General features: G+C 39.7%; 18 protein-coding genes and 1 other annotated feature. Of the genes, 14 read left to right on the forward strand and 4 right to left on the reverse strand.

The annotated features are described in order from the left end of the window. The first annotated feature begins 49 nt into the window (after nucleotides 1-49). The 14 genes from O1Q80_RS09520 to O1Q80_RS09585 all read left to right on the forward strand — a co-directional run bounded on the left by O1Q80_RS09520 (nucleotide 50) and on the right by O1Q80_RS09585 (nucleotide 12,173). Nucleotides 50-535: an Lrp/AsnC family transcriptional regulator gene (locus tag O1Q80_RS09520; RefSeq protein ID WP_386694708.1), complete on the forward strand. Its 486-nt coding sequence runs from the start codon at nucleotides 50-52 to the stop codon at nucleotides 533-535. A gap of 98 nt (nucleotides 536-633) precedes the next feature. Next, on the forward strand, nucleotides 634-966 hold the full coding sequence (locus O1Q80_RS09525) for a type II toxin-antitoxin system RelE/ParE family toxin (protein WP_386694710.1): 333 nt from the start codon (nucleotides 634-636) through the stop codon (nucleotides 964-966). After that, nucleotides 956-1,252 (forward strand): helix-turn-helix domain-containing protein, encoded by a 297-nt coding sequence (locus O1Q80_RS09530; protein WP_386694712.1) that lies wholly within the window; start codon nucleotides 956-958, stop codon nucleotides 1,250-1,252. Before O1Q80_RS09525 ends, O1Q80_RS09530 begins: the two co-directional genes overlap by 11 nt. Before the next feature lie 35 nt (nucleotides 1,253-1,287). After that, on the forward strand, nucleotides 1,288-2,193 hold the full coding sequence (rdgC, locus tag O1Q80_RS09535; protein ID WP_386694714.1) for a recombination-associated protein RdgC: 906 nt from the start codon (nucleotides 1,288-1,290) through the stop codon (nucleotides 2,191-2,193). A gap of 57 nt (nucleotides 2,194-2,250) precedes the next feature. Beyond that, nucleotides 2,251-3,507, forward strand: a complete 1,257-nt coding sequence (locus tag O1Q80_RS09540; protein WP_386694716.1) for an aromatic amino acid transporter — start codon at nucleotides 2,251-2,253, stop codon at nucleotides 3,505-3,507. 5 nt (nucleotides 3,508-3,512) lie between these two features. Continuing rightward, the gene (locus O1Q80_RS09545; RefSeq protein WP_386694718.1) at nucleotides 3,513-4,289 is read left to right on the forward strand and encodes a class I SAM-dependent methyltransferase; all 777 of its coding nucleotides are present in this window, start codon (nucleotides 3,513-3,515) and stop codon (nucleotides 4,287-4,289) included. Further along, nucleotides 4,286-4,975, forward strand: coding sequence for an NAD-dependent epimerase/dehydratase family protein (locus O1Q80_RS09550; protein ID WP_386694720.1), 690 nt, complete (start codon nucleotides 4,286-4,288; stop codon nucleotides 4,973-4,975). Before O1Q80_RS09545 ends, O1Q80_RS09550 begins: the two co-directional genes overlap by 4 nt. 114 nt (nucleotides 4,976-5,089) lie before the next feature. After that, nucleotides 5,090-5,226 (forward strand) — a sequence feature (His leader region). A 37-nt stretch (nucleotides 5,227-5,263) separates the two neighbouring features. Next, the gene (hisG, locus tag O1Q80_RS09555) at nucleotides 5,264-6,163 is read left to right on the forward strand and encodes an ATP phosphoribosyltransferase (protein WP_386694722.1); all 900 of its coding nucleotides are present in this window, start codon (nucleotides 5,264-5,266) and stop codon (nucleotides 6,161-6,163) included. A 14-nt stretch (nucleotides 6,164-6,177) separates the two neighbouring features. Next, nucleotides 6,178-7,500, forward strand: a complete 1,323-nt coding sequence (gene hisD / locus O1Q80_RS09560; protein ID WP_386696186.1) for a histidinol dehydrogenase — start codon at nucleotides 6,178-6,180, stop codon at nucleotides 7,498-7,500. 42 nt (nucleotides 7,501-7,542) lie between these two features. Beyond that, nucleotides 7,543-8,595, forward strand: a complete 1,053-nt coding sequence (gene hisC / locus O1Q80_RS09565; RefSeq protein WP_386694724.1) for a histidinol-phosphate transaminase — start codon at nucleotides 7,543-7,545, stop codon at nucleotides 8,593-8,595. Nucleotides 8,596-8,763: 168 nt separating this feature from the next. Then, entirely contained in the window at nucleotides 8,764-10,260 is a 1,497-nt protein-coding gene (locus tag O1Q80_RS09570) for a UbiD family decarboxylase (RefSeq protein ID WP_386687320.1), read from the forward strand. Between the two features lie 73 nt (nucleotides 10,261-10,333). Continuing rightward, the gene (locus O1Q80_RS09575; RefSeq protein WP_386694726.1) at nucleotides 10,334-10,921 is read left to right on the forward strand and encodes a UbiX family flavin prenyltransferase; all 588 of its coding nucleotides are present in this window, start codon (nucleotides 10,334-10,336) and stop codon (nucleotides 10,919-10,921) included. Between the two features lie 32 nt (nucleotides 10,922-10,953). Next, a complete protein-coding gene (locus O1Q80_RS09580) occupies nucleotides 10,954-11,673 on the forward strand; it encodes a DUF554 domain-containing protein (protein WP_386696187.1) in 720 nt (239 codons plus the stop codon). A gap of 65 nt (nucleotides 11,674-11,738) precedes the next feature. Then, the gene (locus tag O1Q80_RS09585) at nucleotides 11,739-12,173 is read left to right on the forward strand and encodes a hypothetical protein (RefSeq protein ID WP_386694728.1); all 435 of its coding nucleotides are present in this window, start codon (nucleotides 11,739-11,741) and stop codon (nucleotides 12,171-12,173) included. Here the strand turns inward: O1Q80_RS09585 and O1Q80_RS09590 are convergent. From O1Q80_RS09590 to secA, 4 genes are all read right to left on the reverse strand, one after another. Continuing rightward, entirely contained in the window at nucleotides 12,170-12,979 is an 810-nt protein-coding gene (locus tag O1Q80_RS09590) for a LysR substrate-binding domain-containing protein (RefSeq protein ID WP_386694730.1), read from the reverse strand. The genes O1Q80_RS09585 and O1Q80_RS09590 overlap by 4 nt on opposite strands. Nucleotides 12,980-13,064: 85 nt before the next feature. Next, nucleotides 13,065-13,475 carry an 8-oxo-dGTP diphosphatase MutT gene (gene mutT / locus O1Q80_RS09595; protein ID WP_386694732.1) on the reverse strand — a complete coding sequence of 137 codons (411 nt, stop codon included), beginning with the start codon at nucleotides 13,473-13,475 and terminating at the stop codon, nucleotides 13,065-13,067. Then, complete coding sequence (locus tag O1Q80_RS09600; RefSeq protein WP_386694733.1) at nucleotides 13,468-14,991, reverse strand: glycosyltransferase family 9 protein; 1,524 nt, start codon at nucleotides 14,989-14,991, stop codon at nucleotides 13,468-13,470. Before O1Q80_RS09600 ends, mutT begins: the two co-directional genes overlap by 8 nt. A 13-nt stretch (nucleotides 14,992-15,004) precedes the next feature. Next, the gene (secA, locus tag O1Q80_RS09605) at nucleotides 15,005-17,713 is read right to left on the reverse strand and encodes a preprotein translocase subunit SecA (protein WP_386694735.1); all 2,709 of its coding nucleotides are present in this window, start codon (nucleotides 17,711-17,713) and stop codon (nucleotides 15,005-15,007) included. Nucleotides 17,714-17,751: the final 38 nt, after the last annotated feature.

Genomic DNA, 17,751 nt, shown 5'->3' on the forward strand with positions numbered 1-17,751 from the left:
AGGCGACTTGTATCATGACCTAGGTCACAAATAGATAAGGAAAATTAAAATGCCAACCAAAATTCTTGATAATACTGATTTACGCATTTTAAGAGCACTGCAACAAAATGGAAAACAACAAAATAACGAACTTGCTGAAACCATTGGTCTATCTAGTTCTGCTTGTTTACGGCGGGTAAATTTACTTGAACAAAGTGGTGTCATTGATAAATATGTGTGCCTACTTAACCCGAAAAAACTAAACCTTAATGTGACTATCTATATTCTAGGTTCATTCATTGAAGAAGATCTCAAATTAAAAGAACGCTTTATCTTTGAAATGCGATTAATTCCACAAATTACCGAATGTCATTTTATGGCAGGCGATTATGATTTTATTTTAAAAATCCAAACCCATGATTTAGATGAATTTTATAGTTTACAAAAACAATATCTAACCACGTCATTAGGTATTAAAAATCTAAAAACAGAAATTATTCTACAAACTGTAAAAAATACGACTGAATTACCCCTTTCACCTTATTATCAAAAATAGCAAGAATTGGGATAATAACTCGTCTTGTATAATCACTCTTGATTATAGCAAAAAATATGTTACCATAATCACCAAAGATTAGATTACACAAGCCAATTATGTTTACCCTACACCTTATCAAACAAGCTCAAAAAGAAATTCTCAAAATGCCAGCCACATTAAGAGAATCGACTTTTGAATCCCTTAAACAGCTTGAACTACAAGGCAATCAACTAAAAGAGCCGAATGTCAGGGATATGGGCGATGGATTAAAAGAATTGCGAGCATCTTCAAAAGAAGGGATTTCACGCAGTTTTTTCTTTTTTCATATTGGCAAACAAATCTATGTCGTCCACGCATTACATAAGAAAACACAAAAAACACCTAAGCAAGATTTAGATCTTGCCAAGCAACGAATGAAAGCCATTAAGGAGCAACTCCATGCAAAATGAAACCTATGAATTTGTCACCCTTGCGGACTTTGAAAAAGAATTAATGCAAAATCCTGAATTTGCCGAATTACGCCAAGCACGTGAAGTGCAACAAAAAATGATTGCAGAATTAAGACAATACCGCTTAACTCAACATCTTTCACAAGGTGAAATTGCTAAACGTACTGGTATCAAAGCTCAAAATATCAGCCGTCTTGAACGTGGTCTGGTGCGTCCAACCTTGGAAACGATCACACGTTATGCCCACGCTTTAGGTGGTTCTATTGTATTCCAACCTAATACATAAAATTATTTCATAAATTTATCTTTTAAGGACATTCTATGTGGTTCAAAAACGCCATTATTTATCGTTTAACCAAAAATCTTGATTGGTCGGATAGCCTATTACAAAACTGCCTTTCACAAAACGAATATCATCCCTGTAATCAGTCAGACACCAGTAAATTCGGCTGGGCAAAGCCCTTACGTAATACTGATTTACTCTATTTTTCCAACGGTAAACAGCTTCTATTAGTTGCACATAAAGAAGATAAAATTTTGCCGAATCATGTGATTAAGCAAGAGTTAGACGAACGTATTCGCCAGTTGGAAGAAAAAGAAAATCGCAAACTGAAAAAGACGGAAAAACAGGCATTGAAAGATGATGTGGTGGCGATGTTGTTGCCCCGAGCTTTTAGTAAACATCAGCAAACGGCGATTTGGATTAACACCGAAACCAATTTAATTTATGTTAATGCAGCCTCTTATAAACGAGCCGAAGATGTGTTGGCATTGTTGCGTAAATCGTTAGGATCGTTACCTGTGGTGCCGTTAGCTTTTGCCAATGAACCCTCTATCGTGATGACCGATTGGTTGGTGAAACAAAAAATACCGTCATTTTTCACAGCACTTGAAGAAGGAGAATTAAAAGCCTCAGATAATCAAGGCATTATTCGTTATAAAAATCAATCGCTGGAAAGTGAAGAAATGCTCTCTCATTTGCAAAGTGGCAAATTTGTCACCAAATTATTGCTAGACTGGGAAGATCATTTGAGCTTTGTATTAAACGATGACGGCACGCTTAAACGCTTAAAATTCGCCGATAATATTCGTGAGAAAAATGATGATATTCTAAAAGAAGATGTCACTCAACGCTTTGATGCAGATTTTATTTTGATGACTAGTGAATTAGCAAAATTAACTGAACATTTACTAGATGAATTTGGTGGCGAAAAACAACGGTTGTAATTATTTTATTGTACTACTATAATAGTGCAATTTTAAAATAACCCTAGGAATTATCTCATGACAACACAAAAACAACCGTCTTTACTCGGCGGTATTATGATTATTGCGGGTGGTACCATCGGGGCAGGAATGCTCGCCAACCCGATTTCCACTGCTGGTGTTTGGTTTACTGGCTCATTGCTGATTTTGCTTTATACTTGGTTTTGTATGACTTCATCAGGTTTAATGTTATTAGAAGCCAATTTACACTACCCTACTGGTTCAAGTTTTAATACCATTGTCAAAGACTTACTCGGCAATGGTTGGAACGTCCTCAATGGCTTATCCCTTGCCTTTGTAATGTACATTTTAACCTATGCCTACATTACCTCAGGCGGTGGTATTACCGAAGGCTTTATTAATCAGCTGTTAAGCAGCGAACAAAGTGCGGTGGAAATTGGACGAACTTCGGGATCGTTAATCTTTGCTGTGGTATTAGCTTTGTTCGTCTGGTTCTCCACCAAAGCCGTGGATCGCTTTAGTACGGTATTAATCGCAGGTATGGCGATTGCGTTTTTCCTGTCTGTCGCCAGTTTAATTTCCTCCGCCAAACCTGAAATTCTATTGGATCAACTTGCCCCAGCGGATACCGCTTATTTACCTTACGCTATGGTGGCGTTGCCTGTGTGTTTAGTGTCCTTTGGCTTTCATCAAAATGTACCTAGCCTTGTGAAATACTATGATCGCAACGCAGCTAAAGTGGTAAAATCCGTAGTGTTAGGCACCGCAACGGCGTTAGTGATTTATGTGTTGTGGCAATATGCGGTGCAAGGCAATTTACCTCGCAGTGAATTTGCCCCTGTGATTGCAAAAGGTGGCGACATTGCGGCATTACTTGATGCGTTACATCAATATATGCAAACCGATTACATTGCTCTCGCTCTGCGTTTCTTCGCTTATATGGCGATTGCCAGCTCTTTCTTAGGGGTGACGCTCGGTTTATTTGACTATATCGCTGACTTGTTTAAATTTGACGACAGCGGATTAGGGCGTGCCAAAACGGCATTAGTAGTGTTCCTACCGCCATTATTATTAAGCCTCCAATTCCCTTATGGCTTTGTGATCGCTATCGGTTATGCTGGTTTAGCCGCCACCGTATGGGCAGGGATTGTGCCAGCCTTATTAGCGAAAGCCAGCCGTGAACGATTTGGTCAAAGTAAATACACCGCATTCGGTGGTAACTTTATGATTTACTTTATTTTCCTATTTGCGATTTTAAATATCGTGGCTCAACTCGGTATGCAATTTGGCTGGATTGCAGATTTTAAAGGCTAATTTTAATGCACATTTCAGTTTACGATAAAGAAAACTTTTTTGAGCTTTATCAAAAACTTCGTGCCAATCCAATCAGTTTAAACAACATTGTGGAGAAACCCACAATGTTGTCTTTATTGCCTGATTTAACAGACAAAAAGCTGCTGGATCTCGGTTGTGGTACGGGCGAACATTTGGCGTTATATTTAGCTCGTAAAGCAGATTTTGTGGTTGGCATAGATCTGTCTTTGGCAATGTTACAACAGGCAGAAAAAAATCTTGCCGATTTTACACCGCACTTTTCTGAACCCCATTTTGCTAAGTCACGCTTTGCCTTGCATCAACTTTCCATGGAAAACTTAGCCGACCTTAAAGAAACCGATTTTGATGTGATTACCAGTTCCTTTGCCTTTCATTACGTGCAAGATTTTCGCCAACTATTAAGCCAGATTTATCGCAAATTAAAGCCCAATGGTCGGCTTATTTTTTCCCAAGAACACCCTATCGTCACCGCTTACCAAGGCGGTGAACGCTGGGAGAAAAATGAACAAAAAGAACAGGTTGCCTATCGTTTAAATTATTATCGAGATGAGGGTGAGCGAGATCGAAGCTGGTTTCAACAACCCTTTAAAACCTATCATAGAACCACCGCAACCATTATCAATGGGCTTATCGAAACAGGCTTTCAAATTGAACAAATGGCAGAACCCATGTTAGCCGATCAGCCTGAATGGCAAGCAGAATTTAAAGATTTACAACATCGCCCAGTGTTACTGTTCGTGAAAGCGAGAAAAGTCCCATGATTGTCGGTAATGGCATGATGGCAAAGGCATTTTCTGGCTATGCGGAAGATCCTAAGCATATTATTTTTGCCAGTGGCGTATCAAACTCACAAGAAAAAGACCGCACTTTCTTTGCCAGAGAAAGCCAATTACTTGAGCAAACGATTTTACACCATCCCGACCAAAAATTAGTTTATTTTAGCACTTGTAGCCTCTACGATCCGTCCCTACAAAATTCGCCTTATGTGCAACATAAACAGAATATGGAACAGCAAGTGCAACGATTAGCCCAGCAATACTTAATTGTGCGTTTACCACAAGTCGTGGGTAATGCCACTAGCCCAACCATCATAAATTTCCTCTATCAAGCCATTATTCATCAGCAACCTTTTATCCTATGGCAAGAAAGTTATCGGAATTTAATTGACATTGATGACGTGGTCACGATTTTAAACGAAATCCTAGCCAATCCTTTATTTACCAATCAGATCATTAATGTTGCCACGGATAAGATGATCAATGTGCAAAATATTGTCATTATGTTAGAAAATATCACAAAAATCACCGCACTTTATCAATCTATTCCGAAAGGATCTTATTATTCCATTGATATTGCCCCTATTCGCCCAATTTTGGCGAAATTACACCTCAATTTTGCACAAGATTATGTTCAAAAAACCCTTGAAAAATATTATTCCCCCAAATAAAAGAAAAAATAAACAAAAAAACGCTTGCAAGATAAAGTAGATTTCAGTATTTTAAAAGGTAAGCAAAAATCCACTTTAGGAAAACACAATGAATTTCAACCGCACTTTTACGTTTCATCATCACCATCACCGAACCTAATCTTTCGGGCGGATGGTGCTACTCGGAAGATAAAACTTCCGAAGTGGCAAAATAAGTGCGGCGAATCAGCAATATAAACCTTTCGGAAGTCAAATTTCGAAAGGTTTTTTTATACGTTTAATAGGGTCTGTTGACCTAAGGAAATAACAATGTCAAATAGCAAAAGATTACGCATTGCATTACAAAAAAAAGGGCGTTTAAGCAAAGAATGTAACGAGTTGCTTAAACAATGTGGGGTAAAAATCAACTGGAACGAACAACGTTTGATTGCCTATTCGGAAAATATGCCGATTGATATTTTACGCGTGCGTGATGACGATATTCCGGGTTTAGTGTTTGACGGCGTGGTGGATCTGGGCATTATCGGCGAAAATGTGTTGGAAGAAGAAGAACTGGGTCGTCAAAATGCAGGGGAAACGGTGGAATATAAAAAACTCCGCACCTTGGATTTTGGTGGCTGCCGTTTATCTATTGCAGTGGATCGTGACGAGCAATATCACGGCGTGCAGGATTTGCACAATAAACGTATTGCTACTTCGTACCCGAATTTGCTGAAACGCTATATGGCTGCCAAAGGTGTATCCTATAAAAACTGTTTTTTAAATGGTTCAGTAGAAGTCGCCCCGACCGCAAATTTAGCCAATGCCATTTGTGATTTGGTGTCATCAGGGGCAACCTTGGAAGCCAATGGTTTAAAAGAAGTGGAGATCATTTATAAATCAAAGGCTTGCCTAATTCAACGTGCCGAACCCTTATCTGATGAAAAACAAGCACTGGTGGAAAAATTATTAACCCGCATTCAAGGGGTACAACAGGCGGCGGAAAGCAAATATATTATGTTGCACGCCCCGAAAAATAAATTGGAAGAAATCACCGCACTTTTACCCGGTGTGGAAAATCCGACCATTCTGCCATTGGCTCACGATAACAGCAAAGTCGCCATGCACATGGTGAGCCAAGAAAATCTGTTTTGGGAAACCATGGAACAGCTGAAAGAAATTGGTGCTAGCTCAGTGTTAGTGTTACCGATTGAAAAAATGTTGGCATAGGGAGAAACATCATGATGCAAACCTTAATTTGGAAAAATTTATCCGAAAATGAGAAAAAACAGGCTCTCACTCGTCCAGCGATTAGTTCTTCTGCCAATATCCAACAGGCGGTCAATGAAATTCGTGAAAATGTGTTACAAAACGGCGACAAGGCACTATTTGAACTTAGCGAAAAATTTGATAAGGTGAAATTGGACAGCTTAACGGTATCCAAATCGCAAATTGAGCAAGCCGCTGCTCGCTTGCCCGATGAACTCAAACAAGCCATTCAAAACGCCAAAGCCAATATTGAACGCTTTCACCAAGCCCAAATTCCACAACCCGTGGATATTGAAACGCAAGCGGGGGTGCGTTGTCAGGTAGTAACACGCCCGATTAATCGGGTGGGGCTATATATTCCAGGGGGATCTGCTCCGTTATTTTCCACCGTGTTAATGCTGGCTATTCCTGCTAAAATCGCAGGCTGTAAAAAAATCGTGCTGTGTTCGCCACCGCCGATTGCCGATGCGATTTTATATGCGGCGGATCTTTGCGGAGTGGAAACGATTTATGCGGTAGGTGGCGCACAAGCCATTGTGGCGATGGCATTTGGTACGGAAACAGTCGCCAAAGTGGATAAAATTTTCGGACCAGGTAACAGTTTTGTTACTGAAGCCAAACGCCAAGTGAGCCAAACTGTCAACGGGGCTGCCATTGATATGCAAGCAGGACCATCGGAAGTGTTGGTGTTAGCCGATGAAAATGCTGATCCTGAATTTGTGGCAAGCGATTTACTTTCTCAGGCAGAACATGGTACGGACAGCCAAGTGATTTTAGTCACCAACAGCGAAACTCAAGCAGAATACACTGCGCTTGCTATTGAGCGTCAATTAAACCAATTACCAAGAGCCGACACCGCCCGCAAAGCGTTAAGCCATAGTCGTACCTTTATTGCGGAAAACATTACTCAAGCCATTGAAATCAGTAATGATTATGCTCCCGAGCATTTAGTGGTGCAAGTGGAAAATGCCCGTGATTTGCTCCCTCAATTAGACAATGCAGGATCGATTTTCTTAGGCGCTTATTCTCCCGAAAGCATGGGCGACTACGCCAGTGGCACCAACCATGTTTTACCGACCTATGGCTATACCAAAACCACATCAAGTTTGGGACTGGCTGATTTTAGCAAACGTATGACTGTACAAGAACTCACCCCACAAGGCTTTAAAGATCTCGCTTATACAGTAGAACTCATGGCACAAGCAGAGCAGCTGGAAGCTCATAGACAGGCGGTGAGTATAAGGTTGGCAAAATTGAAAAAACAAAACCGTTTTGATGAAAATAATAAATTCAACTAACGAGGATTACTCGCTAGTTCAAACCATAAACAGGAACAAACAATGACAATTTCACCACTTTCGCGAAAAAATGTACAGGCACTTACGCCATATCAATCCGCTCGCCGTTTAGGTGGCAAGGGCGATGTATGGCTGAATGCCAATGAATATCCTACTTCACCAAATTTTGATTTATTGCACCGCACTTTTAACCGCTATCCCGAACCACAACCAGAAGCCGTGATTAATGGTTATGCGAATTATGCTGGTGTGAAACCTGAAAATGTGATTGTCACCCGTGGCGGGGATGAAAGTATTGAGCTGATTATTCGGGCATTTTGTGAACCAGACGACCATGTTTTATATTGCCCACCGACATATGGCATGTATTCTGTGAGTGCAGAAACTTGTGGCATTGCGTTAAAAACTGTCCCGTTAACTACCGATTTTCAACTGAATTTAGCCGAAATTGAGCGAAATCTTGATGGGGTAAAAGTCGTGTTTGTATGTAGCCCGAACAACCCGACAGGTACATTAGTTAACCGTGTGGATTTACTCAAATTGCTCGACATCACCAGAAATAAAGCCATTGTGGTGGTGGATGAAGCCTATATTGAGTTTTGTCCACAAGCCAGCCTTGTGAATGAATTAGCCAATTATCCGCATTTAGCCATTATCCGCACGCTCTCCAAAGCCTTTGCGTTGGCAGGATTACGTTGTGGTTTTACCCTTGCCAATGCGGAATTAATCGGCATATTGCAAAAAGTGATCGCCCCCTATCCATTGCCTGTGCCAGTATCGGATATTGCTGCTCAAGCCTTGCAACCACAAGGTATTACACAAATGCAAGAACGGGTTAATGATGTGCTAAACAATCGTGCGTGGTTAATTGAACAATTAAGCAAAATCCCAACCGTGGTACAAATTTTTGAAACAGAAGCAAATTATGTATTAGTGAAATTCCAAGACAGTGAAAAAATCTTTAAAACTCTCTGGGAACAAGGCATTATTTTGCGTGATCAACATAAAGCATTGGGATTGCAGAATTGTATTCGGATTACTATTGGAACAAGAGAAGAACTCGAAAAAACCATTATCACAATCCAATTAGCCTAGGGTCTGTAGTATTTTTTAAGCGATAACATTGGAAAATATAAATGTCCACATACCCTAAGCATAATAGCGATTTCTTTTGGTATAGAACGGATACCTAAACGGTATTAGGCAAATAAGATTCAGCCATTTATACTCATTATATATTAATTGACATAAGTGAGGATAATTATGGCTGAACAAACCACAAAACCAGCAGTGTATGATTTACGCTCTGCTTTAGCATTATTAGAAACTCTCCCGAATGAATTAGTCTCAACTGATGTTGAAGTTGATCCTATTGCTGAACTTTCAGGTGTTTATCGTTATGTGGGAGCTGGTGGCACAACACCACGTCCGACAAAAACTAATGGACCTGCAATGGTATTTAATAAAGTAAAAGGCTATCCGAATATACGTGTTGCCATTGGCTTAAACGGTTCTCGTAAACGTATCGGATATTTTTTAGGTTGTCCGCCTGAACGTTTAGGCTTTCTATTGAGAGAATCCGTTAAACACGCTATTCCACCAGTAACTTTAAACTCAAATGTAAAACCTGCCTGTCAAGAGGTGGTGCATTTAGCGAGCGATCCTGATTTTGATTTACGCACGCTTTTGCCAGCACCGACCAATACCATTGAAGATGCAGGTCCTTATTTTACCATGGGTTTATGCTATGCTTCTGATCCTGATACAGGTGAATCCGATATTACTATTCACCGTTTATGTGTGCAAAGTAAAGATGAATTATCGATGTGGTTAACGCCAGGTCGCCATATTGATGCGTTCCGTCAAAAAGCGGAAGCTGCGGGCAAACCATTACCTATTTCTATTAGTATTGGGGTAGATCCTGCGATTGAAGTGGCAGCTTGCTTTGAACCGCCAACAACACCTTTAGGCTATGATGAATTAGCGATTGCAGGTGGATTACGTGGTAAAGCAGTTGAAATGACAAAATGTATCTCCATTAATGAACGTGCTATTGCTCATGCGGAAGTGGTGATTGAAGGTGAATTATTACCAGATATACGAGTGCGTGAAGACCAAAACAGCAATACAGGTAAAGCGATGCCCGAATTCCCAGGTTATACGGGAGATGCAAAACCTGCCTTACCGATTATTAAAGTGAAAGCAGTCACCACTCGGCATAATCCAATTTTACGTACTACAGTGGGACCAGGTCAAGAACACGTTAATATGGCGGGTATTCCAACCGAAGCCTCTATTTTAGATATGGTAGAACGTGCGATGCCAGGTCGTTTGCTTAATGTATTCGCTCACACTTCAGGTGGCGGTAAATTGTTAGCAGTCATGCAATTCAAAAAATCAGCCGCCGTGGACGAAGGTCGTCAACGTCAGGCTGGTTTGTTGGCTTTTTCTGCATTTCCTGAATTAAAACACGTTATCGTCGTTGATGAGGATGTCGATATTTTTGACACTGATGATGTGTTATGGGCAATGCAAACCCGTTATCAAGGGGATATTGATACCGTCACCATTTCAGGTGTCCGCTGTCACCCATTAGATCCGTCACAATCACCAGATTATAGCTATAAATTGTTCCAAGCTGGAACATCGTGCAAAACCATTTTTGACTGTACGGTACCATTCCACTTAAAAGACCATTTCCAACGCTGTAAATTTAAAGAAGTGGATGTAAAACGCTTTTTGCCTGATTTTGAAAGCTAAATAATCAACAGCCTAATTTTCATCAATAGGATCGGAAATTAGGCTATTTTTAATTTTACCGAAGGGAAAAATAATGAGTAAACGCCGTATTGTGATTGGAATTAGCGGAGCAAGTGGCTTTCAATATGGTTATTGTGCTTTGCAAATGTTACAGAAAATCGAAGATATTGAAACGCACTTGGTGATTTCCAAGGGGGCAGAAATGACTCGCCGTCTTGAAACTGATTATTCAGCGGAAGAAATCAGTGCGTTAGCGGATGTGGTACATCCCATTCAAAATCTGGGAGCAAGTATTTCCAGTGGTTCTTTTAAAACCATCGGAATGTTGGTTGTTCCTTGTTCTATGCGTTCACTTGCAGCGATTGCTCATGGTATGAGCGATAACCTATTGACCAGAGCAGCAGATGTCACCTTAAAAGATCGCCGTCGTTTAGTGTTAATGGCTCGAGAAACACCGTTAAATCTCGCCCATATTGATAATATGCGTAAAGTTACGGAAATGGGTGCTATTGTTTTCCCCCCTGTGCCAGCGTTTTATAACAAACCACAATCGGTTGATGATATTTTAAAACATAGCGTTGCCCGAGCATTGGATTTATTCGATATACATATTTCGATGCCACGCTGGGGTGAACAAGGTAAAAGTGAAATGGATGAATAATCAATTAAATTCTTAAGGAGTATCTTATGACAATGCCAATTGGTCCATTTGTGAATGGCTCTGCCGTCTTGTTAGGCGGTTTACTCGGAGCTTTTATGGGAGTGAAATTACCTGAACGTGTACGAGCCAGTTTAAATCCATTATTTGGTTTAACTTCTGCTGGTTTGGGTATCATGGCAATCCCTGGCGTAAAATACTATGCTGCGGTAGTTCTTGCTTCCGTGCTTGGTTTAGCCATCGGTGAATGGTTATACCTAGAAAAAGGCATTAACAAAGGGGCTGGTAAATTACGTGGTGTGGTAGATAAAATCTTTCCGCCCGTACAAGGTTTAAGCCCCGATGAATTTGTAGAAAAATTTGTGGCTATTTTGGTCTTATTCTGTGCCAGTGGGACGGGGGTATTTGGTTCAATGAACGAAGGTATGACTGGCGATCCGTCCATTTTATACATCAAAACCATTTTAGACTTCTTTACTGCGGGCATTTTTGCGATTACGCTAGGCTATGCCGTTTCAACTATCGCTATACCGCAATTAGCCATTCAGTTGACATTATTCTTCTTGGCAACATTAATCGTACCGTTAACAACACCAGAAATGCGTGCTGACTTTGCTGCTTGTGGCGGATTAATTATGTTAGCAACGGGTTTTCGTATTATGGGAATAAAATCTTTCCCTGTAGCAAATATGTTACCAGGGTTAATTTTAGTCATGCCAATATCTCATTTATGGGCAACATATATTGCAAATTAAATTGAATGAAAGCCACTATTGATTAATATAATAATCGTGGCTTTTTTCTTTACTAAGGATTTATGATGACTCAGATTCCGCAATCTATCATTGATTTTCTGCAAACGCATCATGTTGTTAGTTTAACTACAATGTTCAATAATGAGTTGTGGGCGGCAAGCTGTTTTTATGTTTTTGATGAAAAAAACACCGCACTTTGGGTTATGACCAGCCAACAAACTAAACACGGTAGAATGATGTTACAACAAGCCAAGATTGTGGGTACTATCGCAGGGCAGCCCGAAACCATACGAGAAATCCAAGGTATTCAATTTACCGCACATGCTAGGCTAATTGATGATCCTAATGAGTATAAAATAGCTCTTGCTCATTATGCCGAAAAACATACTATGGCAAAATTATTACATACCGATATTTGGCATATCACATTTGATGAACTCAAATTTACCAGTAATAAATTGCTTTTTGCTCAAAAAACTTACTGGAAAAGAACAGATTAAGGTTGATAACCATCGGCAAGAATTTCAGCTAATATAGGTGGCATTGGCGTGGTCGATAATCTCACTACACAAGGAAAGAAAAGCTGTGGATCTGGGGTCACGGGTAAAATATGACAATTCGATAATTTTAGGTTTTTCACTTCTGAAATGGGTAGTAAAGCGGCTGCTCTTATTCCTGACTCAATCCAATCTATGGTTACACTTGGTTGTGAAACTTGCATTAATACTTTGGGTTCAATACCGTTCTTACGCAACTTATCTAACAACACAGCCACAGTACCTCGACCACCACTACGTTTAAGCAAAATCAACGGCAATTTAGATAAATCCGCTAAATGTAGCTGATCAGCTGGAGAAACTAAATCATTATGCACAACCGCGGCTAATGCAGTGCTAGGACAGGCAATATAATCATATCCTTGCATATTTTCAGGTTTTTGCATTAACGCAATATCAATAATTCTCTGCTGTAACAAATATTCCAAATGATCAGAATCCGACACCATGACATCAATTTTTAGATCGGGGGATCGTGCTTGCCATTGTAAAATTAATGGCGTGAAATACTTCTGAAATAAATGGGTCAAGCCAATTTGTAAACATTGTCTATTTTGCTGAGATAAATACAAAATATTTTGCTCTACTTGGGTAAAGTGAGTAAGCAATTCCACTGCTTGTTTATATAAAAACAAACCTGTTTCTGTAGGGCGTAATTTACCATTTTGGCGTATAAATAATTGAATACCTATTTCTTCTTCTAATTCTTGCAAACGTTTCGATAACGGTGGCTGAGAAATATGTAACATCTCTGAAGCTTTGGTGATACTGCCACATTCCAAAATAGTACAAAAATATTTTAATCGTTTAATGTCCATAGAAGATCAAAGCATTTTAATTTACTGATTCACTTTCCGCTTTTAAACGAGCAATCAGCTTTGCATTCGCTGGTGGAAATAATCCCGCATCAAGATCATTTTGTGCAAGCCAAAACCCCTCTTGTCCTTCACGTCCAAAAGGCTCACCTACCCACTCTTCCACTAAGTAGAAATAGAAGCTAATAATCTTAGTCGGATACTCAAATAAAAATTGCTCAAAAAGCACCGCACTTAGCACATGCAAACCAATTTCTTCTTCAATTTCACGTTTCAAGGCTTGCTCTGGTGTTTCGCCTTGATCGACTTTGCCCCCTGGAAACTCAAGAGATTGAGAAAAATCTTGCCCCTCAAGTCGTTGTGTTAGATAAATTTGTCCAAATTCATTACGAATAATACCTGCTGCAACCTGCACTAATGGTTTAGGCATAATTAGATTCCTGTATTTTGGCGGATAACTGTTGATAAACTTGCTCAATCACAGAGTCCCATTGTAAATCCATGCGTTGACGAAATAAGCGTACACTTTGATACCAAGGGCTATCTTCTCGATCAATAAGCCAACGAAAATCAGGATGATAAGTTAATAAAATCCAAGTTGGCTTTCCCATTGCTCCAGCTAAATGAGCTACTGCGGTATCAACACTGATAATTAAATCTAGCTGACTAACTAAACCTGCCGTATCTGAAAAACTATCTAAATGCTTATGCCATAGATAAAGATTATCAATTTTTAAGGCTAATTCAAGATCTTGTTGGTTAATTTCTTTTTGTAAACAATGAAATTGAGCATTTAACTTGAATAAAGGCATAAGTTGGCTCAAAGCTAAACTCCGAAAACGATTACGCTCGTGTCCTGCCGAACCAGACCACACAATGCCAATTTTCAATATATTAGTTGCTGGTAATTTCTGCTGCCACCTAGCAGTTGCATCATCTTCTGCTTGCAAATAAGCGGTGGTACAAGGAATAGTATCCAGCTCAGTAGCAAAATAATAAGGCAAACTCATCATTGGTACATAATAACTTAATCCATTGATAGTTTGTCCATTATTTGAAGTGGTAATACCATAACGAGCCAAATTGGTATTAATTAATTTCTCAACAGGAAGATGATTAACCACAACGATATTTAATCCTTTCTGTTTGGCTAAAATAGCATAACGTACAAATTGGATATTATCGCCTAACCCTTGTTCGGCATAAATCAATAATTTAGCTTGTCCAATATTTTCACCTTGCCAGCGAGTTAAATTCCAATCAGGCTGCTTAAAGGTATCAATATCTACTTTCCAACGCCATTCATAGGCTTGCCAACCTTCCTTATAATGTCCCAATATGTTGAGAATAAAGGCTTTGTTACACCACGCAAGAGCAAAATCAGGCTTTAAAGATAAACTTTTTTCTGCATCTCTTAAAGCTAAATCATATAGACCAAGATTTTTTAATTGTTCGGAACGCTGGTGATAGGCTTCTGGGATATTTGGATAAGATAAAATAAAACGATCATAATTGCTGACGACTTCCACCATTCCAGTTAAACTTTCAGCACATTTTTGCATTAAACGAATGTAAGAATATTGATAATCAAGATTATGTTTTCGTTGGGTTTCATTTTGCAAATCAAATGCCTTTTTATAACAGCAAAAGGATTGTTTATATTGCCCTGTTTTTTCAAAATATTTTCCTTTGAGATAAAACAGCTCTGGTGTTGGCGTATATTTTTCCGCATTTTGCAAAACCACATACATTTGCTCAATATTATCATTCGCACAATAGAATTTTGCTAACAAAATCCATAACAAGGCTTGCTGATTATCGCTTAATGCTTCATTTCGCAAAGGGGAATCGCACAAGAATTGTAATAATTCTTGTGCTTGTTGAAGTGCATTTGCTTGCAGATATTGCTCAATCAGAGCAACATTCTGCTCAAAAGTTGTGGTCATTTTATATTAGAAATTAAGCGTGGCTAGCCCGATTACCATGACAATGTTTATATTTCTTGCCCGAACCACAAGGACAAGGTTCATTACGACCAATTTTGCGTTCACTCTCCGCAAGTGCCACTTTTTCGTTCACTTCTTCAGTTGCTCCGTTGTATTCTCTCGCTTCGGCTTGACGCTCTGCCATTTGTTGTTGCTGTTGTTGAGCTTGCTCTACTTCTTCAGCAGAACGTACTTGTACACGGCTTAAGGTTTTCACCACACTCATTTTCAACGCATCTAGCATTTCAGTAAACATGGCAAAAGATTCTTTTTTATATTCTTGTTTTGGATCTTTTTGTGCATAACTACGTAAATGAATACCTTGACGTAAACGATCCATGGCGGCTAAATGTTCTTTCCAAAGTTCATCAAGGGTTTGTAACATGATGCCTTTTTCAAAATTACGCATGGTTTCTTCGCCCACCATCTGCTCTTTACGTTGATATTCATTAACAGCAGATTCCACCACTCTTTCACGCAGAGTATCTTCATTAAATTGATTATCTTCTTCTAACCATTGTTGAATCGGTAAATCCAAGGCAAAGTCTTGACGTAAACGTGTTTCTAGGGCTGGAATATCCCATTGTTCTTCCAAAGATTGCGGTGGAACATATTCATCAATCACAGCGTTAAACACATCAGATCGAATCGCAGCAATGGCTTCGGATACATCTCCGTTATCTAATAGCTCATTACGTTGAGCATAAATTGCATGACGTTGATCGTTCGCTACATCATCATATTGCAATAGGTTTTTACGTCCATCAAAGTTATAGGCTTCTACTTTCGCTTGAGCCGATGCAATGACTTTCGCCAATAATTTCGATTCCATAGCTTCGCCTTGTGTACTAAAGGCTTTACGCATCATATTCAATTTACCTTCATTTAAATAAATCCGCATTAACGCATCATCTAATGAGAGGTAAAAACGAGATGAACCTGGGTCACCTTGACGACCTGAACGACCACGCAACTGGTTGTCAATACGGCGTGATTCATGACGTTCTGTACCGATAATATGTAAACCGCCCGCTTGCATCACAATATCATGACGTTGTTGCCAAGCTGATTTAATGGCTTCAATCTGTTCTGGAGTTGGATTTTCTAATTTATCAATTTCTGCTTTCCAGTTACCGCCTAATACAATATCCGTACCACGCCCAGCCATGTTTGTCGCTATGGTAACAGCCCCTGGATAACCTGCATTTGCCACAATTTCCGCTTCTTGAGCATGGAATTTGGCATTTAACACATTATGCGGAATACCTGCTTTTTTCAGTTCTTTTGATAGCAATTCAGATTTCTCAATAGACACAGTTCCCACCAAAACAGGCTGTTGACGTGCCACACAATCTTTGATGTCTTCAATAATCGCATCAAATTTATATTGCTCAGTTTCAAACATCACATCAGTACGGTCATCACGGATCATTGGACGATTGGTCGGGATAACCACGGTTTCTAAGCCATAAATTTGTTGAAATTCAAATGCTTCTGTATCTGCCGTCCCCGTCATACCCGCCAATTTTTCGTATAAACGGAAATAATTTTGGTAGGTAATAGAAGCAACAGTTTGGTTTTCCCCTTGAATTTTCACACCCTCTTTGGCTTCAATCGCTTGATGCAAACCGTCAGACCAACGGCGACCTGCCATAGTCCGCCCCGTGTGTTCATCCACGATCACAATCTCACCATCTTTCACCACATAATCCACATCTTTTTGGAATAAGGTATGCGCGCGTAATGCGGCATTAATATGATGTACCAAACCTAAACGTTGTGGCGAATACAGACTCTCATTTTCGCCCATTAAACCTTGCTCAATCAGCCATTGCTCACATTTTTCTTGACCCCGTTCGGTCATATTCACTTGCTTGTGTTTCAAGTCTAAGGAATAATCCCCTTCGCCTTGAAATTCATCACTATCTTCTTTCTCTTGTTCAATCAGAATTGGAACTAATTTATTGATAGCAATATATAATTCAGAACTATCTTCGGCTGGACCTGAAATAATTAACGGTGTACGTGCTTCATCAATTAAAATGGAATCCACTTCATCGACTAAGGCATAATGTAATGGACGTTGAAAACGTTCTGCTGCTGAATGTGCCAAATTATCTCGCAAATAGTCAAAGCCCAATTCACTGTTAGTGGCATAAGTAATATCCGCTTGATAGGCTTCACGTTTTACTTCTGGCGGCAAGCCTGGCACATTGACCGCAACGGTCATTCCTAGAAATTCAAACAATGGACGATTGGTTTCCGCATCACGGCGAGCCAAATAATCGTTCACCGTTACCACATGCACGCCTTTACCAGTTAACGCATTGAGATAGCAAGGTAAGGTGGCGGTTAAGGTTTTCCCTTCCCCCGTACGCATTTCCGCAATATTACGATCAGTTAACACCATACCACCCACTAATTGCACATCAAACGGACGCATACCAAGGGTTCGTTTACAGGCTTCTCGCACCGTAGCAAAGGCTTCGGGTAATAATTGTTCTAGGGTTTCGCCTTGGCTCAAACGTTGACGAAACTCGGCAGTTTTTGACCGCAGTTCATCATCACTCAAGGCTTCAAAGGCAGGTTCTAACGCATTGATTTTTTTAACTTGTTTATTTAAACGGCGTAATACACGCTCATTTCGACTACCAAAAATTTTGGTCGCAATAGTACTTAACATAATTCTGTTTCTCTTAATAAAAAATATTGAGCCTTTGT

Origin of the sequence: Lonepinella sp. MS14435, assembly GCF_042485795.1 — a bacterium.
GTDB lineage: Bacteria > Pseudomonadota > Gammaproteobacteria > Enterobacterales > Pasteurellaceae > Lonepinella.